The following is a 26,895-nucleotide window of genomic DNA, read 5'->3' as shown; positions in this document are numbered from 1 at the left end:
TATTGGCAGGCTTTTATAGTGTCCTGCAATTGTTTATGACCCAAGCGGAGCAGCAGAAGAATGACAACATACGCCCTGGTCGGCGATGTGGGCGGCACCAATGCCCGCCTCGCATTGTGTGAGGTGGAAACTGGCACAATTTCGCAAGCCGAAACCTTTTCAACATCAGACTACGACAATCTCGAAGCGGTGATCCGTCATTATCTCGACGAGCAAAAGCAGGACATCAAACATGCCTGCATCGCCATTGCCTGTCCGATCACCGGCGATTGGGTGGAAATGACCAATCACGATTGGGCGTTTTCGACCAAAGTAATGAAGCAGAATCTGGCGCTGGAAAGCCTGGAAATCATCAATGATTTCACTGCGGTATCAATGGCGATTCCAATGCTGAGCGAAAAGGAAGTGATTCAGTTTGGTGGCAAGACGCCGGTTGAAGGTAAACCTATCGCCATCTATGGTGCAGGCACCGGCCTCGGCGTGAGTCATCTGGTTCATGTAGATAAACGTTGGATCAGTTTGCCGGGCGAGGGCGGTCACGTCGACTTCGCGCCAAACAGTGAAGAAGAGAGTGACATTCTTGAGGTGTTACGCGCGGAAATTGGCCATGTTTCGGCTGAACGCGTGCTTTCCGGTGCGGGATTGGTCAATCTGTACCGTGCCATCGTCAAGTCTGATGAGCGCGAACCCGAAAATCTTAAACCAAAAGATGTGACCGAGCGTGCGTTGAAAGATACGTGCATCGATTGCCGTCGCGCGCTGTCGCTGTTCTGCGTCATCATGGGCCGCTTTGGCGGTAACCTGGCGTTGAACCTTGGCACCTTTGGCGGCGTCTATATTGCCGGCGGTATCGTGCCGCGCTTCCTCGATTTCTTCAAAGCTTCCGGCTTCCGTGCAGCGTTTGAAGATAAAGGCCGTTTCCGCGATTATCTGGTCGATATTCCGGTATATATGATCACTCACGATCAGCCGGGCTTGCTGGGTGCCGGGGCGCATCTGCGTCAGGTGCTGGGTCGCGAGCTGTAATTCGTTGGGGCGAGCGGCGTCTGCCGTTCGCCTTATAACCTCATCAACTGCCGAAAGGCTTTCACCTTGCTGCGACTCACCGGCACCTGCGCATCCAAATCACGTAACTTCACCAAATAAGTATTGTTAAACCAGGGTTCGATCTCGCGTATTTTGCTGAGATTAACGCAATAAGAGCGGTGGCAGCGGAAGAACTGCTGCTCAGGCAAACGGCTACAGAATTCACTGATCACCATCGACATCACATAAGCCTCGCGCCGCGTATAAACAAACGTTAGCTTCTCGTGAGCCTCAACATAGTAGATCTCGTTGATATCGGTGACGATAATGCGCTCATCTTTGATCAGATTGACGGTTTGCGGGGTGCTGGCCGAGGGGTTATTAGGCTGAGATTGCTGCTGTACGCTGGCTTCAAGCTTACTCAGCATCGTCACGATACGTGATTCGTGATACGGCTTAAGAATGTAGTCAAAGGCGTCCAGCTCAAACGCTTCTACCGCATGTTCTTTCCATGCAGTGATAAACACAATCAGCGGCTTATGGGCAAACTGATTGATGTTTTGCGCCAGCAGCATGCCATCGAGCGACGGAATATTGATGTCGAGGAAAATGACATCTACCCGATGATTTTGCAGGTACTTCAGCACTTCGAGCCCATCATCAAAGCAGGCTTCAACGCTGATGTTACTGTGCTGCTGAATCATCCAGCTCAACTCCTGCTGGGCGAGAAACTCGTCTTCAACGATGATGGCTTTCACGCAGAGGTTTCCATGGTATGACGTAACGGAGCAGGGAGCAGCTGACCATTTTTGCTCAGGGTAAAGGCGATTTCTGTCCCGGGATTATGGCGACTAATGCTCAAACCCTGTCCGGAGAGTAATTTCACCCGATGATGGACATTTAACAGGCCAATTTTGTTGCCGGGCATCTCATTACGTGCCACGCGGTTCATCACATCATCACTGATCCCTGCGCCCGTATCGCGCACCGCCACGCGGACCTGGTCGCCCAAATCTTTCACGCTCAGCGTTACTACGCCCTTGCCGCGACAAGGCTGAATACCGTGCACGATGGCATTCTCCACCAGTGGCTGAATTAGCAGGCTTGGCAGCGTGAAATGGAGATCCTCATCCACGTCATAAATCATCGTCAACTTATCGCCGAAGCGCGCCTGTTCAATGGCGATATAATCCTTTACCTGCCACAGCTCTTTCTTGATATCGATAAGTTCATCATCGTTGAGTTCGAGGTTGTAGCGTAAATAACGTGACAAATTAATCACCAGCTGGCGCGCCGTATCTGGATTGAGGCGAATCGAGGATGAGATAGCGTTGAGAGCGTTAAACAGGAAATGCGGGTTAATTTTACTTTGCAACGCGCGTAATTCAGCCTTGTTTGCCATCTCGCGTAGCTGCTCAGCGCGTGACACTTCCAGCTGCGTTGAGATAATTTGCGAAAGCCCAATCGCCATCTCTTTTAACGAACCGGTGATGCGATGTGCGCGACGATAATAGATTTTTAAGGTCCCGGTCACTTCCCCTTTTTCCCAAAGGGGAATAACCAGCATCGAGTGAATATCTTTGGTACGGTGCGCCTCATCGTTATTCTTAATGATGATTTTGCCGCTGGAGATCGCCTGCGCGGTGGTGGGGCTAATCGCATCGTCACCGTTGTGATAGTTCTGCTCGCCGTAGCCAACGTAGGCTAAAATCTGTTTGTTATCGGTGATGGCGACCGCATCGGCATGAATGTCGGTACGAATGATATCGCATACTTTATGCATCGACTGGCTATCAACCTGACGGAACAGCGGCAGTGTTTTGTTGGCGATTTCCAATGCCAGCTTAGCCTGACGTGCAGCAATCGCCTCTCTTTCACCTTCGACGCTTTGTACCAGCAGCACAATCAAACCAATACTTGATGCGCCGAGGATCATCGGCATAGCAATTTCATAAACAATGGTAAGACCCAGCGCCATGGGCTTGGCCCACAGTACAATTAGCAGCATGGTCAAACTTTCACACAGCATGCCGCCGATAATCCCGGCACGCCAGCGTTGCTCTTTACTAACGCGCTGATTGATCATGCCTGAAGCCACTCCAGCAATAATGCTGGTGATCAAACAGGGTATGGCTGTAATGCCATCCATATCAATCAGATAGCGATGGACGCCGGCAATTAAGCCGGTGGCGATGCCCACCCAGGGACCAAATAGGATGCCGCCGGACATCACCGCAATCACGCGTACATTAAGCAGCGAGCCGTCGACATTAATGCCGGACCAGGTGCTGAACAGCGCGAACAGCGAGAAAATGGCCGTTACTACCACCTTTTCACGCACTGAATGCTCATCTTTTTGCAGCAGTTGACGAAACACACGTGTGCGCGTGAGGAAGAACAGGCAAATCAGCATCAGCGCCGCACGGTCAAACACCGCCAGCAGCATGTCGAAGTGGGAAAGCAAGGGCATCTCTCAGGCAGGAAAGAAAAAGGTATGATAAAAAATGTGATCGCGATCCGCCAGCACCACGACAATCTACAGACCTTTCTCGTAGCCAGGATCAATTTATGCCGCTTCGGTCGCCATTCATGGCGTAATGCCGCTCACTTAAGCAAAAAAATGCCTGTTTATGCAGGTGCGCATGAATGCGCACCCTACGAAAACCCGGCGATATTCACGTAGGGTCACCATTCATGGTGACCGATTCACGCTTAACTGACGAGCATTACGCCATTCATGGCGACCAGGCAATCCCGGTAAAAAGAGGAAAAGTTGAGTAGTAAAAAGAGGATTAGCGAAACCGTGCGCCGATCGCTGGTTGTCAGCAGGTCGGTTTGCTATGTTGCCGTATGCAAAAAAGCGGAGCTCAGCCATGCAATTACTCACCCCACGTTTATCCCTTAGTCGGCTGCAACCGGAAGACTGGCAGATTTTCAAAGCGGTGCATGAGGATGCCGCAACCATGACCTGGGTGAGTGAAATTCCTGATGAAAACGATATTCGTCAGCGCTTTAACGAGCGACTTGCGCCGTGGCAGGCGAGTAGTTTCCACATGCTGTGTCTGGTAGCACGAATCAGAGAAACGGACGAACCCATTGGCCTGTTTGGCTGTAGCGCGGAGTGGCATCCCTATCGGCAGGCCGAAGTGGGCTATATGCTGCGCGATCGGTTTACCGGTCTCGGTTTTGGCAGCGAGGCGCTGGATGCCCTCTGTACCTTTCTGCTCCAGGCAGAATTTCATAAGCTGAAAGCGATGGTCATTGAGGGGAATTGGCCGTCGCGACGCATTCTCGAGAAGAATGGTTTCGCCCTGGAGGGAACGTTACGGGATAATTATCTGCTAAACGGCCAATGGGTAAGCGATTGGGTGTTTGGCCGCCTCAATCCAAATAATTAAAATTATTTTATTCTGCTCTCGACAATCTTGTTATCAGCGCGTTATGTTCTTGGTGCGGTCAACACAATGACCCACGTCGCTCGGACGGTCCGGGCGCTTACGTAATCCAGAGGACATCATGGCTGATAACAGCACACCCCGTCGTTTCTCGCGTATTGAACGCCTTCCCCCGTATGTTTTTAACATTACCGCTGAATTGAAGATGGCTGCGCGTCGGCGCGGTGAAGACATCATCGATTTTTCGATGGGTAATCCAGATGGCCCAACGCCGCCGCATATCGTCGAAAAACTTTGCCAGGTGGCGCAGCGAGAAGACACGCACGGTTATTCAACCTCGAAAGGTATTCCGCGTTTACGTCGCGCAATTTCGCGCTGGTACGCCGATCGCTATCAGGTTGAAATCGATCCGGAATCAGAAGCGATTGTCACCATCGGTTCCAAAGAGGGCCTGGCACACTTAATGCTGGCCACACTCGATCACGGCGACACCGTGCTGGTGCCGAACCCGAGCTATCCCATTCATATTTACGGCGCGGTGATTGCCGGTGCGCAGGTACGTTCTGTACCGCTGGTGGCAGGCGTTGATTTCTTCAACGAGCTGGAGCGCGCGATCCGTGAAAGCTATCCGAAGCCGAAAATGATGATCCTCGGCTTCCCTTCGAATCCTACTTCACAATGCGTTGAGCTGGATTTCTTCGAGCGCGTTATTGCGCTGGCGAAGCAGTACAACGTGCTGGTCATCCACGATCTCGCCTATGCCGACATTACCTATGATGGTTGGAAAGCACCGTCGATTATGCAGGTGCCAGGCGCGCGCGATGTGGCTGTGGAATTCTTTACCCTGTCGAAAAGCTACAACATGGCGGGCTGGCGTATTGGCTTTATGGTCGGTAATAAAGAGCTGGTTGCGGCGCTGGCACGTATTAAGAGCTATCACGATTACGGCACGTTTACGCCACTGCAGGTGGCCGCGATTGCAGCGCTGGAAGGCGATCAGCAGTGCGTGCGCGACATCGCCGAGCAGTATAAACGCCGTCGCGATGTGTTAGTGAAGGGCTTACATGAAGCGGGCTGGATGGTCGATTTGCCCAAGGCATCGATGTACGTCTGGGCAAAAATCCCCGATCACTACGCGCATCTTGGCTCGCTGGAGTTTGCTAAATTATTGCTGCAGGAAGCCAAAGTGTGCGTCTCTCCGGGCATCGGTTTTGGGGATTATGGTGATACTCACGTGCGTTTTGCGCTTATTGAAAACAGCGATCGTATCCGTCAGGCGGTGCGTGGCATTAAAGCGATGTTCCGCGCCGACGGCATTTTGCCAGGAACGGTGAAAGCACTGGAAGAAGAGGAATAAGCGCTGAGTGGGGCGACTGCGCGTCGCCCCGCCTGGCTGCTCTACAGCATCAGTACGAAGGTACCGACCCAAAGCAACAGGAAGAAAGAAATTCCCATCAAAGCGTATCTCACAAAACAACTCCTCTGAGCGGCTACCCAGCGGGCGATCCCAAACCCGCGTAACCCGAACAGAATAAGAGAAAGGTGGAGTTCATAACCGCTACACGCTTTCTTCTCAGGTCGCTCCAGGCAAGCCCAGAACAGGATCGAGCGTTAATTTACGCGGAATTTTGCGGAAAATAAATAGCGCGCTTCTGAGAAGTTGCTCACATTTTCATCGCGCTTCAATTTCCGGTATTGCCGACATGCCAACACGCAGTTTGGCCAGGTCAGCCTGGTTGGCATCCAGCACGATTTTCACCGGAAGACGCTGGACGACTTTAGTGTAATTGCCGGTGGCGTTGTCCGGTGCAATCGCCGAAAAGGTCGCGCCGGTTGCCGGTGCAATGCTATCAACGCGACCGGTAAAAATCTTACCCGGCAACGCATCAATCTTAACCTTCACCGTTTGTCCTTGCTGCACATCTGCCAACTGCGTTTCCAGATAATTGGCGGTGATATAGGTTTGCTGTAACGGAACAACGGCCAGCAAGCGCGTACCGGCGCTGACATAGGCGCCCAGACGCACCGAACGCTGACCCACCATGCCATCGACTGGCGCCGTAATGCGCGTGTAGGAAAGGTTTAGCTTTGCCTGATCGACGCTAGCCTGCGCGGCGGTGACATCCGCTTCCGCCTGTCGTACGGCTGCCTGCAGCACGCCAACCTGCTTAATCGCAGACGCTAACGCGGCTTCGCTTTGACGGACGGTGGCGGATGCCGAACGCTGTGTCGAACTGGCTTTTTGCTGGTCGTCTGCCGCAATGGTGCCATTTTTATACAGCTGGTTGTAACGTGCGGCGCTTTGTCCAGCGTACTGGGCGGAAGCCTGATTTGCCGCCACGGTCGCTTTCGCCTGCTCAATAGTGGATTGTTGCTGTTCAAGCTGCGCCTGGCTGCTCAGGCGTTTCGCCTCGCTAACCTGCAAATTGGCCTGCGCGGTTTCAAGCGCCACGCGGTAATCGCGATCGTCGAGCGTCGCCAGCAATTCCCCAGCCTTAACCCGCTGGTTATCCTGCACATTGACGCTGGCGATATAGCCGGAAACTTTCGGTGCAACCAGCGTGTAATCGGCATTAACGTAAGCATCGGTGGTGCGGCGATCGTTGCCGGTCATGATGGACCAGACAAAAAAGGCTATCGCCAACAGCACCAGTAACAAGGCGCTTAACAGCACCGTTCTTTTCATAGCAAAAGCTTGCATAGCAATTATCCCGACGTCGTCGTTATAGGTTGAATCAGCGTTTGTGGCGGCCAGACGCGTTTTGGCAGCCAGGCGGTTAACAGTAAAAGCAGGGCGGCGAATGCAATCAGCATCTGATAGCAATCGCTCAGGCTCAGCACCATCGCCTGGTGTTTCAGTAAGGTGGCAAAGCCGCTCAGGTTTTCTGCGCTGCTGGCACTACCGTCAGGCAGCAGGGGGAAACTGCTGCTGGACTGCGTGCTGTCAGGGACGGTCATCAGCCATGCGCGGCCGGTGGCGTTATTGATCAGCACATTGGAGTGAAACTGTTCGCGGTGGCTGATAAACCATTCAACCAGCGTACCAGCCGCGATGCTGGAGAAGCCGCGCACGGTATTGAACATCGCTGAAGCAAAAGGGCCTTCCGGCGGTGCGACCACGCTGGTGGCGCTCATCAACACCGGTAAAATCACCATTGGCTGACCGAAAGCCTGCAGAATCTGAATCAGCCAGAAATTCTGGCGTGCCCAGTCGGTGGTAATGTGCATGCCCAGCAAGCAGGACGTCACCAGTAGCGCGACGCCCGCCGTGAGCATCCAACGGCAATCGACCCAACGAATATTCAGCAGTGCGGCAAGGAACGGCGCTATGAGCAACTGCGGTAAGCCAATGGTTAACGCCAGCGGTGCAAATTGCAGCGTGCGAAAACCCTGCACCTGCGCCAGATAGGCCGAAGGCAGCGCTGAACCCGACAGGGAAAGAATCAGCACGCCTGCCAGCACCAGCAGCCCATGCGCGAGGTTGCGCCTGCCCAGCATTTGCAATTTGAACAGCGGCAGCGGGTGAAACCATTCATTAATAAAGAAAACAGTCAGCAACGCCAGCGCGCTGAATAATAGGGCGCAGAATAACGGCGATTCGAGCCAGTCGAGCCGCTCGCCCTGCGTCAGTGCCAAAATTAACAGCGCCATGCCGCTGCAGCCGGTAATCATGCCGAAAAGATCGATCTGTTTGAAACGCTCAAGGCGCAGCGGATCCTGCGGCAAGCCCCAGCCAATCAGCAGCATGGCGATGAGCATGGCGGGAACAACTTGCCAGAATACAAACAGCCAGCTGACCTCATCGGTCCAGAACGCTGCCAGCGAGGCCGCCATATTCGGACCAAAAGTCGCGGTCAGCGCATAGCCCGCTAAACCATAAAGTTTGATTGGCGGCGGCAGGAAGCGCAGCGCGACGGTCATCAGCATTGGGGGCAGCGCACCACCAAACAAACCTTGCACCACGCGCAGCGCAATAAACAGTGGCGCGTTAGGCATTAATGGCAGCAGCAGGCCGCTGAGCATAAAGCCTGCAGAGACGCAGAGCGCAAAGCGTCGCAGTGAAAAGGTGACGGCTAGCCAGGGCGCAATCATCATTGCCGCCACTTCAGCGGCCTGGTAGGCGGAAATGATCCAGCTTCCCTGGTCGTAGCTGATGCCGATAGCGGCGCGGATGTCGGCTAACGCGATATCGGTGACGCGATCGTTCAATCCTGAAGTGAGGGCGGCGATCAGCACGCCAACCAGTCCCAGCGCCAGGCGTAGGGTAAATGGATGGGGCACCGGAGCCGCAGTGGGCTGGGCGTTCATAGCAGGCTTCTCGTTATAATGTTGATGCAGTGTATTGCAATGTGATACAGGCGGCATATTACATATCGATATGCTGTATTGCAATGTGATACAGGGTGTAAAAGTGCGATCATTCGCGCTAGAGTAGGGCAGGCCAAAAAGGAAGAGATAAATGGTTGAACGTCCCTCAAGCCGTGAGGATGAAAAAGCGGGTGGTATTCAGGTCATCGCACGTGCGGCAAAAATTTTAAATGCGCTGGGTGAGCATCCTGGCGGCATGAGTTTGGGTGAAATCGCACAGGTGGTTGATTTGCCGCGCTCCACGGTGCAGCGCATCGTCGCCGCACTGGATAGTGCGCAGCTGGTGCGCAGCAGTGGAGCGGGCGGTTTACGCCTCGGGCCTGCGTTGCTTAAACTCATCTCCAGCGTACACAGCGACGTGGTGGATATTGTACGGCCCTTCCTCGAGCAACTTTCATCAGAGATAAATGAAACGGTCTCGCTTTCGCGCGCTAACGGAACGCAGTTATCCATCGTGCACTATGTTGTCGCATCGCGTGAACTACGCGTGGTGCCGCGCATCGGTTTGAATCTGCCGCTGTATAGCACTTCAGGTGGCCGCGCGTTGCTGGCGCTGGAAAGCGATGATGATGTGCGCGTGATGATGGGGGAAGCTTATAAAGAGTTGACCGAGATGACGGTGAAAACGCTGCCACAATTGTTGGCATTGATTGCGGAAGTGCGCAGCAGCGGACTGGCGATCGACCGCGGTGAAACGCTGGAGGGCGTTTCAACCATGGCGGTTGCCATCGACACGCTATTTGGTCGATTCTCCATTTCGCTGCTGGTTCCGAGCGCGCGTTTTCATAAACACGAAGCGCACTATCGTGAGCAAATCATCAAATGCAAAGATGCCTTGATTCGTGAAATTGGCAAAATGACCGCTGTGGAAGGATAACCAACTGATGAAAACCTTGCTGATGGCCATCGATAACTCACCGGTGGCGGAGAAAGTGATTGCGTTGACCATTGAACAGGCATTGGCACAACAGGCTCAGGTCACAGTACTGTGCTGCGTCGATCCTGCTTATTCCTCATGTAATCAGCCGATTGAGATTGACGCGGGTGAAGATCCTGATGATTTTGTCGCGGCGAAAGATGAGCAAAACACCGCCGAAATGGTGGTGCGTCATGCGTTAGCCCCTTTGCTGCGAGCGGGCGTCACCGCCAAAGGGTTAATTCTGGCAGGCGAAGCGGCGGAAACCATTGTTGCGCAATCGTCTCTCTTGCAAGCCAGCATGATTATCATGGGACGGCGTCATCTGTCGCCGTTTAACCGCCTGTTGAAAGGGTCGGTTAGCGCGGCGGTTATTGAGCGCGCCAATTGCCCGGTTTTAATTGATGTTCGTAAGGATTAACGCCGTTCGATGCTCTCGCTTTTTCCTATTACGCTTGCCGCTTTCGTGCTGCTGGCGATCATTATCATTTTGCTGGTGCGCACCACCTCGCTAAGCGTTTGGCAAGGGGTGCTGCTGTTTCTGCTGCCGCTCGTTCTGGCGAATTTGCTGTGGTTCAGTTGGCTACATCCGCGACAGGAGCGGCAGGCGTTAGTCTCTGACGTCGCGACACAGCTCAGCCTCGCGCCCGGTTATCGCCTGCTAAAAATTCAGGAACCCGCGCTGTGGCAGCTGCTGAATCGCGAGCTGCTGCATAAGCGGCTGGAAGGCGTACCCGCCGATCAGGCTCTGGGCGATATGCGTGGTTGGCTGATGGATCTGGTGAATCAGCGCCTTACGCGTGCTCCCGATACGGCAATTCTCAACTACGTGCGCGTGTCGGTTGAAGAGATGCAGGCGCTGCAACAGCAGGAACCACAGCGCTGCTTCCGCTTCCTCTATCCCCAGGTGAATGGCGGCGTTAACCTGCAACAGGTGCTGTCGCCCGAATTGAATCAGCGAGACGCTCAGGCACTTGAAACCTTGCTTCAGCAGAGCACCGGTCAGGAACAGCCGCTAGATCAGGCTGCAGCGCAGCGCGATCTGCAAAGCGTCGTGGAGAAGTTGTATGGCAAGTGGGGCGATAGGCTGCAACAACTCAATATGCCTGCTGATACTGCCGTCGATCGCGATGCGATGTGTGCGATGTCGATCGATCTCTATAACGGCATTCTCGCATTGCCTGACAAACAGGCCGCCAATCTTTTGCGTAAGATGGTCAGCCTTACCGGTTAGCGGGCAAAAAAAAGCCCGCTCAGCGCGGGCATAAAGGTCACTTTCCGTATCATTTTTATGTAATCACCTGGTGTGGTGCAGACGTCGTTTTGTCTGAGGGCATCATCGCACCGGTGGTGTGATAAGCAAAACCGTTTGGTTTTATTGATTTGATTGGCAAAAACTTCGCAGTAACCAGACATTTCGCGCTTTACTCCTATAGATGAGCGCGGCGTTGCATTTTAGACTGCGACGCTTGAGAGGACATCCTAATGAAAAAAGTGTTTGTTAGCGCTTTGGCGCTTTTTATGTTGGCCGGGTGCAGTGTCAGCAAGCCGGGAGGATTTGAGCGCGTGGATGAAGATATCAGCTCAAATACCGTACAGTATCGCTACGATCCGCAAAAGCTTAATAAAGATGCCATGGAAATTGACCTGGCAAATTATTGTAGTCAGCGGGGTTTTGACAAAGTGGAATCATTGCCTGCGCAAAAAAGCCATTTGCCCGGATTAAAGAAAGCCTGGTATCAATGCAATTATGCGGTAAAAAGCTAAAAAAATAGGGCGGGATAATTCCCGCCCTTTTCATTTTCTTATTATTTGCTGTGTGTGCTTTGCCCAACTATCTGCGGTGTCCATAACCGCCATGCCCATGATGCCAGCCTCCACCTCCGTTATGGCCCCAGCCAGGGCCGCCGCGACCGTGATCGATAATACAGCCACTTAACATCGTCATAATGGCTACCACTGACGCAACCTTAATGAGCTTTTTCATGGAGAGTCCTCCTCTGTTCCAATGACGCCAGATTACAGTGGAATAGTGGAGTGAAGATGCAGGAAATGTAGAGTTATTACTGGATGTATTACGGAGTGTGTCAATTAAATGCTAAAAATGGCGGGCGCTAAAATAAACCAATCGGAATAGACCGAATGCCTGATAATAATAACGCGATTATTCCGAAAGGCAAGGGTGAATAATAGCGGGTCTTAATAAAAGTGTATTCTGGATAAATGGTGAAGAGAATGACTGCCGCCGAATAAAGCGGCAGTCCGATAGGGTTAATTATTCAATAAAGGTTCTGCCACGGTTTGACGATTTGGCAGACGGATGCTGAGCGACAGCACCAGTGAAATCACCAGCAAGGTCATAATCAGGCTAAAGGTAACGGTAAAACCACCGAACGCGGAGGCGACCAAAGAACCCAGTACGCTGCCGATACCGAAGCCGAGGTAGATTAAGCCATAGTTCTTGGTCAGGTTATTGAGCCCAAAGAAATCGCTCACCAGTGACGGGAATACGGTGATGGTACCGCCAAAGCTAAAGGCGACGCAGGCTAATGACAGGAAGAAGGTGGTTTCATTCATGTGAGTGAACAGCAGAATACTCATACCTGCTAGGGAGACAATCTGCGCGAGCGTAATCACACGAATACGCGCCATTTTGTCCGAAAGCACACCAAGAATAAGACGACCACTGAGATTGGCTATTGCAATCACCGTCACCGCATTCGCTGCTGTCTGCGCGCTAAGATGCACCATGCCTTCGCCGATATCTTTCGCCACGCCAATGACGTACAAACCGCTCATGCAAGCCGTCAGGAACATCAGCGCCAGCATCCAATACTGCGGTAAGCGCATCGACTGTGCGAGGGTATAATCTTTTGCCTCAAGCAGCGCGTTGCCACCACTTTTCTGCATGGGCGCATCACGCATCATCAGCGCACCGAAAATGATCATACTCATGGCCAGGACACCCCAAATCATGAAGGTGTTTTCGAGGCCTTGAGTACTGAGCAGCGCACCGCAAATAAATTTGAAACCAAGACTTCCTAATCCGTATGCACCAATAGAGCAGGCAGAAATCAGTCCTTTGCGCTCAGGGAACCATTTCACGCAGTTTGATAGTGTCATCAAATAACCGGCACCATCTGCGAGTCCAACCAGGATACCGGCGCTGAGGTACAGCATCATCAGATTGTCGGCATGAGCTGTCAGCCAGAACCCTAACGCCATGAGAATACCTGCGCCGATGGTTACGTTGCGCACGCCAAAACGTTCTTGCAACTTCCCGGCCAGTGATGATGCGATTGCCAGGCCAAGACTGAGCAATCCGAACGAGAAGGCCACCTGGCTGATAGGCGCATCCAGTTTCTGTGCCAGCTGACCGTTAAACAGGCTCCAGGTGTAAACCGAGCCCAAAGCGAACTGAGTGATAATGGTGCCGATTAGAGTAAGTATGCGAGTACGTTGGTAATTCGCGTTGGTTGCTGTTTTCATTTTTGTCTCTCATTCGAGAATGCGGAATCTGAGGCGATAATAAAGTGCCTTCGCGCGTGCGGGGTGGGCATTGGCGCGAAGAGACAAGACAAGGGAATGAAATGCAGCGAAACGGGTATGAATGACATTGCGATGACAGATCGTGATGTCATTTCAAGCGTAGCGATTGCTGCGGGTAACCATGTGTAAGCAGGTGTATCTTTGGCGCTATATTGCCTGCAAAGCTGGCGATGTTTGCCAGGCTTAAAATTCATTCAAGAGGAGGAAATATGAAAGACCGAGCATATGAATCCACGTCGAGCGAGGATGAGGTTTGCTGCATTATCGGTCAGGCGGTGATCGAGTTAAGCGATGAGCATCAACCAGTGAATAAATCCACATTGTCGCTGAAATTACTGGCAATGGCCGACCGCGACAAAGACGATGAACGCGTCCTGCTTTACTGGATTGCCAGGAAAGCCATCACTAAACCTCACCAGCTCAATATCGGCGTTCAGGGCTGGCGCTAGAGGAACAAAAGAGCGGGCGCAATGCCCGCTCTCGTTTTTCATGCCGGGCGCAAGCGCCTCGGCGTAGGCCAGCGTACAAACATCACCATATTGCCCGCCAAAATCATGACTAAGCCTATAATGGCATTACTGTGCCAATGATACCCCTCATAAAGGGTTGAGAGCGTGAGCGCTACCAACGGGAAGAGTAGCGTGCTATACGCTGCCTGGCTGGCACCGATACGACCCACCAGCGTGAAGTAAGCGCCAAATCCCAACACTGAACCGAATATCGCCAGATAGCCCATGGCGGATAGCCACTGGACGTACAGCGCTGGAGCCAGCGAGTCGCCGTTAAGTAATGCCAATGCAGCCATCACCAACGCGCCGTAAAGCATGGCATAGCTGTTGGTGGTGAGCACATCACGCTGCCGACGCTGATGACGCAGGGAAATCATATTTCCGAATGAGAAACCAAGGGTACCAAGCGCACTCAAACCCACACCCCACAACAGTTGCGGGGCGGGATGCGCAGCCTGAATATCATTCCAGAACAGCGCGACAATGCCGCCAAGGCCAAGAACCGCGGCAGGCAGTAGACGAAACGAAGGGCGTTGACGAAAGAAAATCCAGCTGTTGAGTGCGTTGTAAAGTACTGCCATTGAGAAGATGACCGACTCCAGTCCGCTGCTAATCCACGCCGCTGCATGGTAGAAGCAGACAAAGTTAAAGCCAAACACACAGCAGCCTTGTAGCAGGCAAAAGAGGTGATCGCGCTTATCGAGCGCGCGCAGGCGGCGCATCAGTTTTAATATCGCCAACATCACCAGTGAAGCCAGTAAAAACCGCCAAAACACCGCCACCAATACCGGCGTTTCAGCCGCTTCCTGCTGCAAGAAAATGGCGATCCAGGTAGTGCCCCAAATCATCACAACGGCAAGATACAACATTAAATTCATCACAAACTCTCCGGCAAGAACTGGCCCGCAGTGTGGCGCGAATGCTCATCGTCGGCTTGCACGCTTTTGCGAGACAATTGCAAAATCTTGCGCTTTTTCTTTCCTTGTCCTGCCGTGGCCTGTTCTCTGTCTGCTGAGATCCGTACACTGTGCGCTAATCAACTGCGAGCGATAGTAAACCATGGCCGATTATCAGACCTTTAACATGCTACAGCGGCATAAAGCGCAACTGCGCGATAGCGTACAGCTTTCGAGCGGTATCAAGCTGGCGGCATGGTTTAACAGCGGCGATCGCGTCACTAACCTCAGCAATCACCATACGCTGAGCTTGTATACCGCCGACGGCTATGAAACATGGCATAAAACTCAGCACGGCTGGCGCAACGGCGGTGGACCAGATCGCTTTTGCCTGATGCCCGGCGGCGTAGAATCGGTGTGGGATATCCGTGCCGATCTCTCCTTTGTTCATCTTTACTGTACCGATGAGCATCTCCGCCATCTGGGTGAGCAAATTTGGGATCGCAGCCCATCACAACTCAATTTGCATGAAAAGGTATTTGCCGCTGACGATCGCATCACGCAGCTCTATCGCCACTTTCTGTTAAGCACCGACTGGCAGCAGCCAGCCAATCAGTTGATGCTGAGCAGTACCTCAACGTTATTGATGACGCATCTGTTACAGCGCTACAGTGATGTGCAGTGGCATACGCCGCAGGTGCGCGGTGGCCTCGCCCCTGCGGTACTGCGACGGATAATGGCTTATATCGACGCGCAGCTCGAACAACCTTTAACACTGGCGCAATTAGCCTCTGAGGCTGCATTGAGCGAATACCATTTTGCCCGTATGTTCCGTAGTAGCGTCGGCGAAGCGCCGCATCAATACGTCATGCGTCGCCGCATGGATGCCGCTTTGCAGCTGCTGAAATTTAGCCGTCTACCGCTAACGGAAATCGCGTTGCGATGCGGTTTCCACTCATCAAGTCACTTCAGTAACCGCTTCCGTCAACTGCATGGCGTTACGCCTTCGGCATGGCGGCAAGATCAGGGCTAATAGGGCACTAAAAGCGATCGGCTTGAGGCGATTAACCAGCAAACAAAATGAGTTGTGGCGAGAATAATAAGCACGGATGCATGAACGCTTGCCGTAGCGAGAGGGCTGATTTAAGAGGGAGAACGGCAATTAACTGGTGTCCCCTGCAGGAATCGAACCTGCAACTAGCCCTTAGGAGGGGCTCGTTATATCCATTTAACTAAGGAGACGCCGGGCGCGCAGTATAACGCACCACGCGGTTAATTTTAACTACGCGAAGGTTGATCGCTCAATCTATCAACAATATAAGGCCAACCTCACACCTGTTTTTGCTTCTTTTTCCGCTTCTGTTCCGCACGCGCTTTCGCTTTTGCCGCTTCACTCATGTCATTACGAATCTGCGCATGGCTGATCAAAGCAAAAATAAGCGTACCGCCGGTGATATTGCCGAGCAGCGTGGGCAGCGCAAAAGGCCAAAAGAATTCATACCAGGGCAGCGTACCGGCAAACACCAGATACAGCACCTCAACGGAGCCCACCACGATATGCGCTAAGTCTCCGAGCGCAACCAGCCAGGTCATCATGACAATTACCACAATTTTTGCCGCGCCCGCATAGGGGAACATCCATACCATGGTGGCGATAATCCAGCCGGAAATAACCGCATTAGCGAACATTTCGCTTGGTGGGTTTACCATCACTTTTTCGCTGATAGCGGTAAAGGCCTGGCGGGTAGCATCGTCAAAAATCGGCATATGATTGAAGGCTAATGCGCCCAATGCGGTACCGATTAAATTGCCGACCAGCACCACGCCCCACAGGCGCAACAGCAGAGCAAAGTTGCTGCCGGTGGGTTTGTGCATCACGGGTAAAACGGCAGTTACGGTATTCTCGGTAAACAGCTGCTGACGCGCCATTATCACGATGACAAAACCAAAGGTATATCCCAGGTTCTCCAGTAAAAATGCGCCGGGTACGCCTTTCAAATGGACCTGAAAAATGCCTTTTGCCATCAAGGATGCGCTCATCGACAATCCCGCGGCCACGGCAGACCACAGCAGCGCCATACCATCGCGTTCTAACTCTTTTTCCCCATCCTGGCGAATCTCTTCATGAATCGCCGCGGCCTGCGAGGGCAGAGCATCTTCATCGACTTCAATCTCCTTGCCTTGATCTTTTTCATCACTCTCTACATCGTTGTCACTGTTTGAAATCGATGGTGAATGTTTCATGTTTTCCCCTGGTGATAATGCCAATGCGTAATAAGCGTAGTTGGTTTTAGCAAGGGTATTTTGTTACGAAGATTCAAAATAAGAGTAACGAAGTTTTAACTGAGATGGATTTTTGAGCGATTCATTGATCTGATGCGCATGAATACCTCATTTGGGGTAAGGGGTGACGGGCTCACAGGCTTCGGCCCACAGATTCATTGTGGTATTATCCCCGCCTCATTCATTGCCGTGATTCTCCCTTCTTATGCTCGAAGTCATTAATCTCTCATGCGTTCGTGATGAGCGAACCTTGTTTCACGGATTGAGCTTCCGGGTGCAACCGCGCGACATTGTGCAAATCGAAGGGCCGAACGGGGCTGGCAAAACGTCACTGCTGCGCTTGCTGGCCGGATTAAGCCGCGCGGAAGAAGGTGAAGTACTGTGGCAAACACAGCCAATCCGCCAGCAGCGCGAAATATGGCAACAAAACCTGCTGTATATCGGCCATCATCCTGGCGTGAAATCGGTACTTTCTCCATTAGAGAATCTGCATTTCTGGCACGGTAGCAGCAATGAAAACGCGATCTTTGATGCCCTTGAACAGGTTGATTTACTGGGGTTTGAAGAGGTGCCGGTAGCGCAACTCTCCGCAGGGCAGCAGCGACGCGTGGCACTGGCCCGACTGTGGCTCAGCCCGGCATCGGTGTGGATCCTCGACGAACCGCTTACCGCCATTGATAAAGGTGGCGTGGAAAAATTAATGGCGCGTTTCGCTGCTCATGCCGATAACGGTGGTGCGGTGATTCTCACCACGCATCAGGATCTCCCCGGTAATCGGGATCGCGTGCGTAAAATTCGCCTTACTTCGGAGTGGGCTTGATGTTAGGCCGGGTCATTCAGCGCGAATTAAAAATCGCCTTCCGCAGCGGCGCTGAGGTAATTAATCCGCTGTGGTTTTTCCTGATTGTTATCACGCTGTTTCCATTAGGTATTGGACCAGAGCCGCAACAACTGGCGCGTATTGCGCCGGGCGTAGCATGGGTTGCTGCCTTACTGGCCTCGCTGCTGGCGCTTGAGCGGCTGTTCCGCGATGATTTTCTTGATGGTTCGCTTGAGCAATTACTCCTGCTGCCAACGCCGCTGCCGCTTACTGTGCTGGGCAAAGTGATTGCTCACTGGTTAATTACCGGCCTGCCTTTAATTTTATTATCGCCGCTGGCCGCCTTATTACTCTCGCTGGATTTCTCTGGCTGGCGCGCGATGGCGCTGACGCTGTTACTTGGCACCCCAACGCTGAGCTTTCTGGGTGCGATTGGCACCGGATTGACGGTCGGACTACGACGCGGTGGGGTGTTACTCAGTCTGCTGGTGTTGCCGTTATCGATACCGGTTTTGATTTTTGCCAGCGCAGCGATTGATGCGGCCAGCATGGGATTACCGATCGGGGGTTATCTGGCGATTCTGGGCGCAATGCTGGCCGTGAGCGCAACCTTGTCGCCGTTTGCGACGGCTGCGGCCTTGCGTATTAGTCTGCATTAATTCGTGTCGCCCCAGAGCGGCCGAAATCTGAATTCTTTTTATTGTGAGCAATGCAAAATGTGGAAATGGTTACACCAGTGGGCAAAGCCTGAGCGGCTTTACCAGCTATGCGGTCGCTTGATTCCCTGGTTCGCGGTGCTGGGTGTTGGCACGCTGTTACTCGGTTGGATATGGGGCTTCGGCTTTGCTCCGGCGGATTATCAGCAGGGCAACAGCTTCCGAATTATGTACATTCACGTGCCGGCTGCGATGTGGTCAATGGGCGTATATGCGTCAATGGCGATCGCGGCCTTTATCGGCCTGGTGTGGCAGATGAAGATGGCTGATCTGGTCTCGGCCGCGATGGCGCCGATCGGCGCTGTATTTACCTTTATCGCGTTGGTCACCGGTTCCGCCTGGGGCAAACCGATGTGGGGTACCTGGTGGATCTGGGATGCACGCCTGACATCTGAGCTGGTATTGCTGTTCCTTTATATGGGTGTCATCGCGCTCTACCACTCGTTTGACGACCGCCGCACTGCCGGTCGTGCCGCAGGGATTTTAATTCTGGTTGGTGTGGTCAATCTGCCGATCATTCACTTCTCGGTTCAGTGGTGGAACACCCTGCATCAGGGCTCATCGGGCATTCTCCAGCAGGCCATCGATCCCAGTATGCGTACGCCGCTGCGCTGGTCAATTCTTGGTTACTTGCTGGTGTTCGGCGCCTTAACGCTGATGCGCCTGCGTAATCTGATCCTCTTTACCGAGCGCCATCGTCCGTGGGCGATTGATGTTGCGCAGGGAGGGGGCAAATCATGACGCCAGCCTTCGCATCACTCAGCGATTTCTTCGCCATGGGCGGCTATGCGTTTTACGTCTGGCTGGCCGTCATTCTCACGTTGATTCCACTCTTCGGCCTGGTGCTGCACACCGTGCTCTTTCGCCGCCGAATGCTGGCAGAAATTCGCCAGCGTCAATCCAGGGAGCGCCGTATTCGCGCCGCCAAATCGAAAAAAACGGCCAATGAAGCAGGAGAATCCGTTTGAATATCCGTCGTCGTAATCGCCTGTATGTGGCGATAGCGGTGTTGATCGGGCTGGGCCTGGCAACGTCGCTGGTAATGTACGCGCTGCGTTCCAACATCGACCTGTTTTATACCCCGAGCGAAATTCTCTACGGCAAGGGCGAAGATCATCAGAAGCCCGAGCCGGGCCAGCGCCTGCGCATTGGTGGCATGGTGATGCCAGGTAGCGTTAAGCGCGATGCGAAAACCCTCGCCGTCTCATTCAAACTGTATGACGCCAACGGCGTGGTGAATGTCAGTTACGAAGGCATCTTGCCGGACCTGTTCCGCGAAGGGCAGGGCGTGGTCGCGCAGGGGGTACTGGAAGAGGGCAACCTGGTGAATGCCAAAGAAGTGCTGGCGAAGCATGATGAAAAATATACGCCACCTGAAATTGAAGATGCGATGAAGAAGAATCACACCGGACCCGCGTCCGCTTATCAACAGGCGGGAGCGCAATCATGATGCCGGAAATCGGTAGCTTCTTACTGTGTCTGGCGCTCGGCCTGGCGCTACTGCTGAGTGTTTATCCGCTCTGGGGCGCGGCGCGTCAGGATGCACGTTTAATGGCGATGGCTCGCCCGCTGACGTGGGGTTTGTTTATCTGTGTCGCGGCTTCATTCCTGGTGCTCGTGCACGCCTTTGTGGTGAATGATTTTACCGTGGGCTATGTCGCCACCAACTCCAATACTCTGCTGCCGGTTTACTATCGTATCGCAGCAACCTGGGGGGCGCATGAAGGTTCTCTGTTGTTGTGGGTATTGTTGCTAAGCACCTGGACTTTAGCGGTGGCGATTTTCAGCCGCGGTATGCCGCAGGATGCGCTGGCGCGCGTGCTGGCGGTAATGGGCATGATTAATCTGGGCTTCCTGCTGTTTATCATTCTTACTTCGAATCCGTTTACGCGCACCTTGCCGAACTTCCCGATCGATGGACGCGATCTCAATCCGATGTTGCAGGATATCGGGCTGATCTTCCATCCGCCCCTGTTGTATATGGGGTATGTTGGTTTCTCAGTCGCGTTCGCTTTCGCCATTGCTTCACTGATGGCGGGGCGCCTGGATACCGCATGGGCGCGCTGGTCACGTCCGTGGACCACTGCCGCATGGGTGTTTTTAACCATTGGTATCGTGCTCGGTTCTGCCTGGGCCTATTACGAGCTTGGCTGGGGCGGCTGGTGGTTCTGGGATCCGGTAGAAAACGCCTCCTTTATGCCGTGGCTGGCCGGCACGGCGCTGATGCATTCACTGGCCGTCACCGAAAAGCGCGGTAGCTTTAAGTCGTGGACGGTGTTACTGGCGATTACTGCGTTCTCTTTAAGCCTGCTTGGCACCTTCCTTGTGCGTTCCGGCGTGCTGGTTTCAGTGCACTCATTCGCCTCTGACCCGGCGCGCGGCATGTTTATCCTCGCGTTCCTGGTGATTGTGATTGGCAGCTCGCTGCTACTATATGCGTTAAAAGGTGGCCAGGTGCGCAGCCGCGTGCAGAGTGAAGCCTGGTCGCGCGAATCCTTCCTGTTAGGCAACAACGTACTACTGATCGCGGCGATGCTGGTGGTCCTGCTGGGTACACTTTTGCCGCTGGTGCATAAACAGTTAGGCTTGGGCAGTATCTCCGTTGGCGAACCTTTCTTTAATACCATGTTCACCTGGCTGATGGCGCCGTTTGCGCTGATGCTGGGCATTGGCCCGCTGGTACGCTGGCGCCGCGATCAGCCGCAGAAGTTGTGGAAGCGTCTTGGAGTTGGTCTGCTGGTAACGCTGATTTTGTCCATCGCACTGCCGTGGCTGTTGCAGGATCGCATCGAAGCGATGACGGTCATCGGCCTGCTGATGTCGATCTGGGTGATCATGCTGACGCTGATGGAGCTGCACGAGCGCGCAACGCATCGCCACTCCTTCTTCAAAGGATTGCGTCATCTCTCGCGCAGCCATTGGGGCATGGTGCTGGGCCATCTTGGCGTGGCGGTCACGGTGGTGGGTATCGCTTTTAGCACCCAATACAGCGTTGAGCGTGATGTGCGTATGAAAGCCGGCGATAGTGTCGACATCCACAACTATCACTTTACTTTCCACGGTGTGCGCAACCTGCAGGGCCCGAACTACAGCGGTGGTGAAGCCATCATTGAAGTGACGCGCAACGGCAAGCCGGAAGCGGTGATGCAGGCAGAAAAACGCTTTTACGCGGCGGCACGCACCATGATGACCGAAGCGGCCATCAGCGGCGGTTTCACGCGCGATCTTTATGCGGCGCTCGGTGAAGAGCTGGATGACGGTTCATGGGCAGTGCGTATCTACTACAAACCTTTTGTTCGCTGGATCTGGTACGGCGGCGTGTTTATGGCGGTGGGCGGCCTGTTCTGCCTGTTCGATCCCCGTTATCGCTCGCGTAAAAAAGCAGAGCGCGAGGAGCTGGTATGAACAAAAAAATCCTTTTTATCCCGCTAGTCCTGTTTTTACTGCTGGCGGCGGCGCTGCTCTGGCAGCTGTCGCGCAACGCCAATGGCGATGATCCTACGCGCCTCGAATCGGCGCTGATCGGCAAACCTGTGCCGGTGTTTAAACTCGAAGCGCTCGATAAGCCAGGTAAAATCTATGACCAGCATGTGCTGACCGATGGTAAGCCGATTCTGCTAAATGTCTGGGCGACCTGGTGCCCAACCTGCCGCGCGGAGCATCAATACCTCAATACGCTGGCGGAAAAAGGCATCCGTGTGGTTGGCCTGAACTATAAAGACGATCGCAGCAAAGCGGTAACCTGGTTGAACACCCTGGGGAATCCTTATGCACTGAGTCTCTATGATGGCGACGGCATGCTGGGCTTGGATCTGGGCGTTTACGGCGCGCCGGAAACTTTCCTGATCGACGGCAAAGGTATTATTCGCTATCGCCACGCGGGCGACATGAACGATCGCGTTTGGCTCGAAGAAGTGAAACCGCTATGGGACAAATATAACCAGGAGGCGGGCGCATGAAACGACTGCTTCTTTTAGTGGCGGGCATTGTTCTCAGTACCAGCCTGTGGGCGGCAATCGATACTTATCAGTTCGATTCGGTACAGCAGGAAGAGCAATACCGCGAACTCACCGCCTCGTTGCGTTGCCCGAAATGCCAGAACAACAGCATTGCCGACTCTAACGCGATGATCGCCGCAGATATGCGCCTCAAGGTCTACGAGCTGATGAAGCAGGGTGAAAATCGTCAGCAGATCATTGATTACATGGTGGCGCGCTACGGCAACTTCGTGACCTACGAACCGCCAGTTACGCCATCCACCTTGATTTTATGGGTGGGGCCGGCGCTGTTCGTGGTATTAGGGGCCGCAATTATTGTTCTGCGTAATCGCCGCGGCAAAACGCGTAGCGAGCTGGACGACGATGAACAACAGCGCCTTGCGGCGTTACTCAAGCGTGACGGGAAGCCGTAATGACTGGATTCTGGATTACCCTGATTATTTTGTTGCTGGCAGCAATCGCGCTGTTTCTGTATGCAGGCTGGCGTCAACGTGAAGTCAGCACGGGCGACCGCGATCGCCTCAATACCGACTTCTATCAACAGCGTCTGCGCGAGCTGGAGCGGGATGAAGAAGAGGGGGTTGTGGCTGAGCGACCGGAAATGGTACGCGAGCTACAACAAACGCTATTAACTGATATTCCACAGCAGGATGCTGCTCATATTCACCACAGCAGCCGCTGGGTATTGCTGCCGGGCGTCATTATGCTGCTGGTGGTGTCACTGGGTATGTATCTGAAAACCGGCGGCCTGGCCCAGCAGACGGCCTTTGTCAGCGTGCAGCAGGCGTATCCCGTGTTGCGTGCTCGCGTGATGGATCCCAATGCGCAGCCGTTGACGATGGAAGAGTTGGCCCGCTTACAGCTAGGCTTGCGTAATGCACTGCAAAGTGATGCCAACAACCTTAACGATTGGGCGATGTTAGGGCGACTGGGCATGGTACTGAATAACGCGACCGATGCGGGCCAGGCGTTTGAGCATGCGTTGCAGCTGGCACCTGACAATCTCGAGCTGCAGCAGGATTACGCTGAAGTGCTGACGCGATCCAGCGATCCGCAGGATAATCGTCAGGCCAGTCTGATGCTCAAAGAGCTACTCAAGCGCGATCACAGCGATGTGCGTACCTTGAGCCTGCTGGCGTTTAACGCCTTTGAGCAGCAGCAGTATAACGAGGCGATTGGTGCCTGGCAGGTGATGTTGAAACTGTTACCGCCAGGCGATCGTCGCATCACCATGATCGAACGCAGCATTGAACAAGCGAAAACCGATGCAGGACAGCAAAATAGCAGCCTGGCATTAACGGTGAGTTTGACGCCGCAGGCAGAAAAAATGTTACCGCAAGGCGGAGTGATGTATATTTCTGTGTCTGACGGTGTTTCACCGGTGCCTGTGGCTGTGAAGCGGTTACCGCTGAGCCACTTCCCGTTATCGCTTACGCTTGATGACAGCAATGCCATGATGCCCGATCGCCTACTTTCGGCGCAGCATCAGGTGCAGGTCAGGGTGCGCATTTCGCGCGACGGCAGTGCTAATCCACAGTCTGGTGACTGGTTTGGGTTAAGCGCGGTCACACCCTGGGATGGTCATCAGCAACTGGCTGTGGAAATTAATCAACAGCAGCCCTGAAGCGATACCTTACTGATCCGCACAGGGAGAGAAGAATGAATAACCGCCTGACCGGTTTGGCGTTGGCCAGTTTACTGCTGGTGGGTTGTGCCAGCTCAAAGCCGGCCGACACGACGGAACCTGCACAACGCAGCGATCCGTTGGAAGGCTTTAACCGCAAGATGTTTAACTTCAACTATAACGTGCTGGATCCTTATGTTTTGCGTCCGGTTGCGGTGGCCTGGCGTGATTACGTGCCGGTACCGGCACGCAGCGGTATAAGTAATGTCCTCGGTAACCTCGAGGAGCCTGCCAGCATGGTCAACGCCATTTTGGTCGGGGAACCGCGTCAGGCGGGCATTCACTTTACCCGCTTCTTCCTTAACACCGTGTTAGGGCTGGGTGGATTTATTGACGTGGCAGGTAAAGCCAACCCAGAGCTGGCACGTGAAGTGCCGCATCGCTTTGGTAGCACCTTAGGACGCTACGGCGTGGGTTACGGCCCGTACGTTGAATTGCCGGCCTATGGCAGCTTCACTGTTCGTGAAGATGGTGGTGACTTCGTCGATACGCTCTATCCCGTGTTGAGCTGGCTGAGCTGGCCGCTCTCCGTCGGGAAATGGACGCTTGAAGGTATTGAAACGCGTGCGCAGCTGTTGGATTCTGATGCGATATTGCGTCAGCAACAAGATCCTTACGCCTTCATTCGCAATGCTTACTTCCAGCGCCATGACTTTATTGCCAACGGCGGTAAGCTGAAGCCAGAAGAAAATCCGAACGCCAGCGCGATTCAGGACGATCTTAAAGACATCGACTCCCAATAAATAAAAAGGCGACTCAATGAGTCGCCTTTTCATATCTCTTGAGACATCAGAACTTATAGTTAAAGCTCGCGCCGTAAAGCCAGGCTTTACCTTCAGAGTTAAAGGTGTAAGGGCCTTCCTCTACGGTGACTTTCTGTCCGTGCATGTAAGAAACGCCTACATCGACTGACGCATCTTCATTGAACGCGTAAGAGGCACCGGCGCTCAGCCACAGACGATCCTGATCGGGGATGGAGATGGAACGCTTGTCGGCAGGAACCGGGCTGTCATCAAAGGCGATACCGGTACGGAAGGTCCAGTTATCGTCATAGAAGTAAGTGGTACCCAACGCAATTCGATAGGCATCGTGGAAGCCTTCATCCTTATAGAACAGCGTCTGGCCATTGCTGCCGGTGGCTTTCAGCTCTTGGAACTGACTCCAGCTGGTGTATGCCAGGCTATAATGCACAGCCCACTGCGGCGCAACTTTATGCCAACCGGAGACTTCCCACATCTCTGGCAGATTCAAGGTCAAGGCACCCGGGATAGTGGTACCGTTTGTACCATACGGCAGACCTAAAGCCAGCGCCTGTGGCGTGCCATTGTAGGCGGAAGGGATGTTGCTCTTATAGTCACCGTCAAAGTCGACTTTTACTTCTGAGCGATAGGTAAAGCCAAAGCGGTTATTTTTATCCACTTCGTACAGGATTCCGGCGTTCCAGCCGTAGCCCCATTCATCACCTTTTAAATGCGCAACCTGAGTATCCGCTGGCAGTCCTGCCAATGCACCGGCTTCACCGGCATAACGCTCAATTTTTGCTTTGGCATATACCGCATCAAAACCGACACCGAAGCTAAAGTGTTCATTAAGTCGATAAGCGGTACTGATATTAAAGTTGCCGGTCATCAAGTCGGTTTTACCGCCGTAGCCGCCCGCGGTATAACCATCGTTAAATTCAGTTGCCAGGCCATAATTAGAGGTTGCAGAGGCGCCGATCCACCATTGATCGTTAATCGGGTGCACGTAGTGAATATTCGGGATCCACTGGTTTGGCGCAATATTCTTCGCATCAAGGCTGCGACCAGACAACGGACTTTGACCACTAATATCGACTTCGGGATCAATATAAACCGCGCCGATGGAGAAAGAGGGACGATCCATCAACGCCATGGTGGCTGGGTTTCGGCTGGCAGATGCGGCGGTATCGCCCATTGCGCCTTCACCTGAATAAGCACGACCTAAACCAATTGCTGAAAATTCATTAAGCTGAAAGCCTGCGGCGTAAACATGGGAACAGACGAGCGTTACTGCAGCTGCCACAGCTGACTTTGCAAACAGGTTTTTATGGTTCATGACCACAACCTCATCTAAATTTATTATTAAACGTTGTTACGTCGCGTAACAAAGAGCGGCGAATTGTAGGGACTGACGGCAAAACGACATATCAGACCAGTGCGACGAGTATAGGTCCGACCTGTGTATTTGTTGCAATATTGTTTTTTAAATATTTCTGATTTGATCGATAAAATCAGATCTGCTTAACAAAAACTTAGCGGTTCAACCTCAGCATAACGGTCAATTTTGTTTTGGATCAATTTTTAGTGTGATATTCGTCACTTAGCGACTTGATGATAGATGTGAAAAGGCTGTAGGCGTAGACTTTGCTGCAGAAAATGATCCGATTGTGTTGATTTATCGTCAGGAGAGAATAATGACTGCTGCCATTAATAAATGTAGTGCTAACGAAACGGCTGCCTGCTGCTGTGTAGATGTTGGCACCGTGATGGATAATACCGATTGCACCGCTAGTTGGTCTGGTGTGTTTGCCGATCGTCATGCAGCTGATGCGATACTCACGCATTTGACTGAAAAAGCGCGTCAGGTGGAATCCGATCCCTGCGATATTCGTGCTGAGTTTACGCAAGAGGGTGACGCGGTGCGTTTAAGCGTCGACTTCACTTTTGCCTGCCAGGCGGAAACCCTGATCTTCCAGCTCGGCTTACGCTAATCCC

Annotated in this window: 30 protein-coding genes and 1 tRNA gene; 20 read left to right on the top strand and 11 right to left on the bottom strand. The window is 53.2% G+C overall.

What is annotated here, in order from left to right:
* Window positions 1-60: 60 nt before the first annotated feature.
* Entirely contained in the window at window positions 61-1,026 is a 966-nt protein-coding gene (glk, locus tag AC07WB_RS13680) for a glucokinase (RefSeq protein ID WP_097096526.1), read from the top strand.
* Window positions 1,027-1,058: 32 nt separating this feature from the next.
* On the opposite strand, the gene AC07WB_RS13675 is transcribed toward glk, so the two are convergent.
* Both AC07WB_RS13675 and AC07WB_RS13670 read right to left on the bottom strand, forming a co-directional pair.
* Window positions 1,059-1,784, bottom strand: a complete 726-nt coding sequence (locus AC07WB_RS13675; RefSeq protein ID WP_345828839.1) for a LytR/AlgR family response regulator transcription factor — start codon at window positions 1,782-1,784, stop codon at window positions 1,059-1,061.
* Window positions 1,781-3,472: a LytS/YhcK type 5TM receptor domain-containing protein gene (locus AC07WB_RS13670; RefSeq protein WP_494941073.1), complete on the bottom strand. Its 1,692-nt coding sequence runs from the start codon at window positions 3,470-3,472 to the stop codon at window positions 1,781-1,783. Before AC07WB_RS13670 ends, AC07WB_RS13675 begins: the two co-directional genes overlap by 4 nt.
* 427 nt (window positions 3,473-3,899) lie before the next feature.
* Between AC07WB_RS13670 and AC07WB_RS13665 the strand changes: the two genes are divergently transcribed.
* Both AC07WB_RS13665 and alaC read left to right on the top strand, forming a co-directional pair.
* Window positions 3,900-4,424: a GNAT family N-acetyltransferase gene (locus tag AC07WB_RS13665; protein ID WP_097096529.1), complete on the top strand. Its 525-nt coding sequence runs from the start codon at window positions 3,900-3,902 to the stop codon at window positions 4,422-4,424.
* Between the two features lie 118 nt (window positions 4,425-4,542).
* Window positions 4,543-5,778, top strand: coding sequence for an alanine transaminase (gene alaC, locus AC07WB_RS13660; RefSeq protein ID WP_097096530.1), 1,236 nt, complete (start codon window positions 4,543-4,545; stop codon window positions 5,776-5,778).
* 41 nt (window positions 5,779-5,819) lie between these two features.
* Here alaC and ypdK read toward each other — a convergent pair whose 3' ends face one another.
* The 3 genes from ypdK to AC07WB_RS13645 form a co-directional block, all read right to left on the bottom strand.
* A complete protein-coding gene (ypdK, locus tag AC07WB_RS13655; RefSeq protein ID WP_099686956.1) occupies window positions 5,820-5,891 on the bottom strand; it encodes a membrane protein YpdK in 72 nt (23 codons plus the stop codon).
* A gap of 202 nt (window positions 5,892-6,093) precedes the next feature.
* Window positions 6,094-7,122, bottom strand: coding sequence for an HlyD family secretion protein (locus AC07WB_RS13650; RefSeq protein WP_494940673.1), 1,029 nt, complete (start codon window positions 7,120-7,122; stop codon window positions 6,094-6,096).
* Between the two features lie 5 nt (window positions 7,123-7,127).
* Window positions 7,128-8,729 carry an MFS transporter gene (locus AC07WB_RS13645; protein WP_494940672.1) on the bottom strand — a complete coding sequence of 534 codons (1,602 nt, stop codon included), beginning with the start codon at window positions 8,727-8,729 and terminating at the stop codon, window positions 7,128-7,130.
* 151 nt (window positions 8,730-8,880) lie between these two features.
* Here AC07WB_RS13645 and AC07WB_RS13640 point away from each other — a divergent pair, with 151 nt between their 5' ends.
* The 4 genes from AC07WB_RS13640 (at window position 8,881) to AC07WB_RS13625 (ending at window position 11,472) form a co-directional block, all read left to right on the top strand.
* Window positions 8,881-9,666, top strand: a complete 786-nt coding sequence (locus AC07WB_RS13640) for an IclR family transcriptional regulator (protein ID WP_097096533.1) — start codon at window positions 8,881-8,883, stop codon at window positions 9,664-9,666.
* A 7-nt stretch (window positions 9,667-9,673) separates the two neighbouring features.
* Window positions 9,674-10,126 carry a universal stress protein gene (locus AC07WB_RS13635; protein WP_097096534.1) on the top strand — a complete coding sequence of 151 codons (453 nt, stop codon included), beginning with the start codon at window positions 9,674-9,676 and terminating at the stop codon, window positions 10,124-10,126.
* Between the two features lie 9 nt (window positions 10,127-10,135).
* Window positions 10,136-10,939: a hypothetical protein gene (locus tag AC07WB_RS13630; protein WP_494940671.1), complete on the top strand. Its 804-nt coding sequence runs from the start codon at window positions 10,136-10,138 to the stop codon at window positions 10,937-10,939.
* 251 nt (window positions 10,940-11,190) lie between these two features.
* Window positions 11,191-11,472 carry a putative periplasmic lipoprotein gene (locus tag AC07WB_RS13625; RefSeq protein ID WP_097096536.1) on the top strand — a complete coding sequence of 94 codons (282 nt, stop codon included), beginning with the start codon at window positions 11,191-11,193 and terminating at the stop codon, window positions 11,470-11,472.
* Window positions 11,473-11,539: 67 nt separating this feature from the next.
* On the opposite strand, the gene AC07WB_RS13620 is transcribed toward AC07WB_RS13625, so the two are convergent.
* Both AC07WB_RS13620 and AC07WB_RS13615 read right to left on the bottom strand, forming a co-directional pair.
* A complete protein-coding gene (locus tag AC07WB_RS13620) occupies window positions 11,540-11,692 on the bottom strand; it encodes a hypothetical protein (RefSeq protein WP_494940670.1) in 153 nt (50 codons plus the stop codon).
* Between the two features lie 284 nt (window positions 11,693-11,976).
* Window positions 11,977-13,194 carry an L-lactate MFS transporter gene (locus AC07WB_RS13615; protein WP_097096537.1) on the bottom strand — a complete coding sequence of 406 codons (1,218 nt, stop codon included), beginning with the start codon at window positions 13,192-13,194 and terminating at the stop codon, window positions 11,977-11,979.
* A 269-nt stretch (window positions 13,195-13,463) separates the two neighbouring features.
* Between AC07WB_RS13615 and AC07WB_RS13610 the strand changes: the two genes are divergently transcribed.
* Window positions 13,464-13,703: a hypothetical protein gene (locus AC07WB_RS13610; RefSeq protein WP_097096538.1), complete on the top strand. Its 240-nt coding sequence runs from the start codon at window positions 13,464-13,466 to the stop codon at window positions 13,701-13,703.
* Window positions 13,704-13,741: 38 nt separating this feature from the next.
* Here AC07WB_RS13610 and AC07WB_RS13605 read toward each other — a convergent pair whose 3' ends face one another.
* Window positions 13,742-14,641, bottom strand: coding sequence for a DMT family transporter (locus AC07WB_RS13605; RefSeq protein WP_494940669.1), 900 nt, complete (start codon window positions 14,639-14,641; stop codon window positions 13,742-13,744).
* 181 nt (window positions 14,642-14,822) lie between these two features.
* Between AC07WB_RS13605 and AC07WB_RS13600 the strand changes: the two genes are divergently transcribed.
* The gene (locus AC07WB_RS13600; RefSeq protein ID WP_345828852.1) at window positions 14,823-15,692 is read left to right on the top strand and encodes a helix-turn-helix domain-containing protein; all 870 of its coding nucleotides are present in this window, start codon (window positions 14,823-14,825) and stop codon (window positions 15,690-15,692) included.
* 134 nt (window positions 15,693-15,826) lie between these two features.
* Here the strand turns inward: AC07WB_RS13600 and AC07WB_RS13595 are convergent.
* Both AC07WB_RS13595 and AC07WB_RS13590 read right to left on the bottom strand, forming a co-directional pair.
* Window positions 15,827-15,901, bottom strand: a tRNA-Arg gene (locus AC07WB_RS13595).
* Between the two features lie 87 nt (window positions 15,902-15,988).
* Entirely contained in the window at window positions 15,989-16,903 is a 915-nt protein-coding gene (locus AC07WB_RS13590; RefSeq protein WP_097096541.1) for a formate/nitrite transporter family protein, read from the bottom strand.
* 244 nt (window positions 16,904-17,147) lie between these two features.
* Here AC07WB_RS13590 and ccmA point away from each other — a divergent pair, with 244 nt between their 5' ends.
* The 10 genes from ccmA to mlaA are packed head-to-tail and all read left to right on the top strand — an operon-like array spanning window position 17,148 to window position 24,903.
* The gene (ccmA, locus tag AC07WB_RS13585) at window positions 17,148-17,762 is read left to right on the top strand and encodes a cytochrome c biogenesis heme-transporting ATPase CcmA (protein ID WP_345828856.1); all 615 of its coding nucleotides are present in this window, start codon (window positions 17,148-17,150) and stop codon (window positions 17,760-17,762) included.
* Window positions 17,762-18,421 (top strand): heme exporter protein CcmB, encoded by a 660-nt coding sequence (gene ccmB, locus AC07WB_RS13580; protein WP_097096543.1) that lies wholly within the window; start codon window positions 17,762-17,764, stop codon window positions 18,419-18,421. The genes ccmA and ccmB overlap by 1 nt, the downstream gene beginning before the upstream one ends.
* Before the next feature lie 57 nt (window positions 18,422-18,478).
* Window positions 18,479-19,219 (top strand): heme ABC transporter permease, encoded by a 741-nt coding sequence (locus AC07WB_RS13575; RefSeq protein WP_097096544.1) that lies wholly within the window; start codon window positions 18,479-18,481, stop codon window positions 19,217-19,219.
* Window positions 19,216-19,446 carry a heme exporter protein CcmD gene (ccmD, locus tag AC07WB_RS13570; RefSeq protein WP_345828859.1) on the top strand — a complete coding sequence of 77 codons (231 nt, stop codon included), beginning with the start codon at window positions 19,216-19,218 and terminating at the stop codon, window positions 19,444-19,446. The genes AC07WB_RS13575 and ccmD overlap by 4 nt, the downstream gene beginning before the upstream one ends.
* Window positions 19,443-19,928, top strand: a complete 486-nt coding sequence (ccmE, locus tag AC07WB_RS13565; RefSeq protein ID WP_097096546.1) for a cytochrome c maturation protein CcmE — start codon at window positions 19,443-19,445, stop codon at window positions 19,926-19,928. Before ccmD ends, ccmE begins: the two co-directional genes overlap by 4 nt.
* Entirely contained in the window at window positions 19,925-21,883 is a 1,959-nt protein-coding gene (locus AC07WB_RS13560) for a heme lyase CcmF/NrfE family subunit (RefSeq protein ID WP_494940668.1), read from the top strand. The genes ccmE and AC07WB_RS13560 overlap by 4 nt, the downstream gene beginning before the upstream one ends.
* Complete coding sequence (locus tag AC07WB_RS13555; RefSeq protein WP_097096548.1) at window positions 21,880-22,437, top strand: DsbE family thiol:disulfide interchange protein; 558 nt, start codon at window positions 21,880-21,882, stop codon at window positions 22,435-22,437. Before AC07WB_RS13560 ends, AC07WB_RS13555 begins: the two co-directional genes overlap by 4 nt.
* Window positions 22,434-22,889 carry a cytochrome c-type biogenesis protein gene (locus AC07WB_RS13550; RefSeq protein WP_400456596.1) on the top strand — a complete coding sequence of 152 codons (456 nt, stop codon included), beginning with the start codon at window positions 22,434-22,436 and terminating at the stop codon, window positions 22,887-22,889. The genes AC07WB_RS13555 and AC07WB_RS13550 overlap by 4 nt, the downstream gene beginning before the upstream one ends.
* Window positions 22,889-24,100 (top strand): c-type cytochrome biogenesis protein CcmI, encoded by a 1,212-nt coding sequence (gene ccmI, locus AC07WB_RS13545; protein ID WP_097096550.1) that lies wholly within the window; start codon window positions 22,889-22,891, stop codon window positions 24,098-24,100. Before AC07WB_RS13550 ends, ccmI begins: the two co-directional genes overlap by 1 nt.
* A gap of 35 nt (window positions 24,101-24,135) precedes the next feature.
* The gene (gene mlaA / locus AC07WB_RS13540; protein ID WP_494940667.1) at window positions 24,136-24,903 is read left to right on the top strand and encodes a phospholipid-binding lipoprotein MlaA; all 768 of its coding nucleotides are present in this window, start codon (window positions 24,136-24,138) and stop codon (window positions 24,901-24,903) included.
* A gap of 46 nt (window positions 24,904-24,949) precedes the next feature.
* Here the strand turns inward: mlaA and fadL are convergent, their stop codons facing one another.
* Complete coding sequence (gene fadL / locus AC07WB_RS13535; protein ID WP_097096552.1) at window positions 24,950-26,236, bottom strand: long-chain fatty acid transporter FadL; 1,287 nt, start codon at window positions 26,234-26,236, stop codon at window positions 24,950-24,952.
* Between the two features lie 358 nt (window positions 26,237-26,594).
* Between fadL and AC07WB_RS13530 the strand changes: the two genes are divergently transcribed.
* Entirely contained in the window at window positions 26,595-26,891 is a 297-nt protein-coding gene (locus AC07WB_RS13530; protein WP_494940666.1) for a YfcZ/YiiS family protein, read from the top strand.
* Window positions 26,892-26,895: the final 4 nt, after the last annotated feature.

It is taken from the genome of Pantoea sp. GW821-FHT03E06, from assembly GCF_059420725.1.
The sequence above is the reverse complement of the archived record's forward strand: the minus strand, read 5'-3'. Positions and strand labels throughout refer to the sequence as shown.

Bases quoted from the DNA above. Each gene is read 5' to 3' on its own strand.
- AC07WB_RS13605 (WP_494940669.1), bottom strand. From the start codon at position 14,641: ATGAATTTAATGTTGTATCTTGCCGTTGTGATGATTTGGGGCACTACC.
- ccmB (WP_097096543.1), top strand. From the start codon at position 17,762: ATGTTAGGCCGGGTCATTCAGCGCGAATTAAAAATCGCCTTCCGCAGC.
- fadL (WP_097096552.1), bottom strand. From the start codon at position 26,236: ATGAACCATAAAAACCTGTTTGCAAAGTCAGCTGTGGCAGCTGCAGTA.
- AC07WB_RS13630 (WP_494940671.1), top strand. From the start codon at position 10,136: ATGCTCTCGCTTTTTCCTATTACGCTTGCCGCTTTCGTGCTGCTGGCG.
- AC07WB_RS13575 (WP_097096544.1), top strand. From the start codon at position 18,479: ATGTGGAAATGGTTACACCAGTGGGCAAAGCCTGAGCGGCTTTACCAG.
- ccmA (WP_345828856.1), top strand. From the start codon at position 17,148: ATGCTCGAAGTCATTAATCTCTCATGCGTTCGTGATGAGCGAACCTTG.
- AC07WB_RS13615 (WP_097096537.1), bottom strand. From the start codon at position 13,194: ATGAAAACAGCAACCAACGCGAATTACCAACGTACTCGCATACTTACT.
- AC07WB_RS13620 (WP_494940670.1), bottom strand. From the start codon at position 11,692: ATGAAAAAGCTCATTAAGGTTGCGTCAGTGGTAGCCATTATGACGATG.
- AC07WB_RS13610 (WP_097096538.1), top strand. From the start codon at position 13,464: ATGAAAGACCGAGCATATGAATCCACGTCGAGCGAGGATGAGGTTTGC.
- AC07WB_RS13590 (WP_097096541.1), bottom strand. From the start codon at position 16,903: ATGAAACATTCACCATCGATTTCAAACAGTGACAACGATGTAGAGAGT.
- AC07WB_RS13600 (WP_345828852.1), top strand. From the start codon at position 14,823: ATGGCCGATTATCAGACCTTTAACATGCTACAGCGGCATAAAGCGCAA.
- AC07WB_RS13635 (WP_097096534.1), top strand. From the start codon at position 9,674: ATGAAAACCTTGCTGATGGCCATCGATAACTCACCGGTGGCGGAGAAA.
- AC07WB_RS13650 (WP_494940673.1), bottom strand. From the start codon at position 7,122: ATGCAAGCTTTTGCTATGAAAAGAACGGTGCTGTTAAGCGCCTTGTTA.
- AC07WB_RS13640 (WP_097096533.1), top strand. From the start codon at position 8,881: ATGGTTGAACGTCCCTCAAGCCGTGAGGATGAAAAAGCGGGTGGTATT.
- AC07WB_RS13530 (WP_494940666.1), top strand. From the start codon at position 26,595: ATGACTGCTGCCATTAATAAATGTAGTGCTAACGAAACGGCTGCCTGC.
- ccmI (WP_097096550.1), top strand. From the start codon at position 22,889: ATGACTGGATTCTGGATTACCCTGATTATTTTGTTGCTGGCAGCAATC.
- AC07WB_RS13645 (WP_494940672.1), bottom strand. From the start codon at position 8,729: ATGAACGCCCAGCCCACTGCGGCTCCGGTGCCCCATCCATTTACCCTA.
- ccmD (WP_345828859.1), top strand. From the start codon at position 19,216: ATGACGCCAGCCTTCGCATCACTCAGCGATTTCTTCGCCATGGGCGGC.
- AC07WB_RS13550 (WP_400456596.1), top strand. From the start codon at position 22,434: ATGAAACGACTGCTTCTTTTAGTGGCGGGCATTGTTCTCAGTACCAGC.
- glk (WP_097096526.1), top strand. From the start codon at position 61: ATGACAACATACGCCCTGGTCGGCGATGTGGGCGGCACCAATGCCCGC.
- alaC (WP_097096530.1), top strand. From the start codon at position 4,543: ATGGCTGATAACAGCACACCCCGTCGTTTCTCGCGTATTGAACGCCTT.
- AC07WB_RS13555 (WP_097096548.1), top strand. From the start codon at position 21,880: ATGAACAAAAAAATCCTTTTTATCCCGCTAGTCCTGTTTTTACTGCTG.
- AC07WB_RS13625 (WP_097096536.1), top strand. From the start codon at position 11,191: ATGAAAAAAGTGTTTGTTAGCGCTTTGGCGCTTTTTATGTTGGCCGGG.
- AC07WB_RS13670 (WP_494941073.1), bottom strand. From the start codon at position 3,472: ATGCTGCTGGCGGTGTTTGACCGTGCGGCGCTGATGCTGATTTGCCTG.
- AC07WB_RS13560 (WP_494940668.1), top strand. From the start codon at position 19,925: ATGATGCCGGAAATCGGTAGCTTCTTACTGTGTCTGGCGCTCGGCCTG.
- AC07WB_RS13665 (WP_097096529.1), top strand. From the start codon at position 3,900: ATGCAATTACTCACCCCACGTTTATCCCTTAGTCGGCTGCAACCGGAA.
- mlaA (WP_494940667.1), top strand. From the start codon at position 24,136: ATGAATAACCGCCTGACCGGTTTGGCGTTGGCCAGTTTACTGCTGGTG.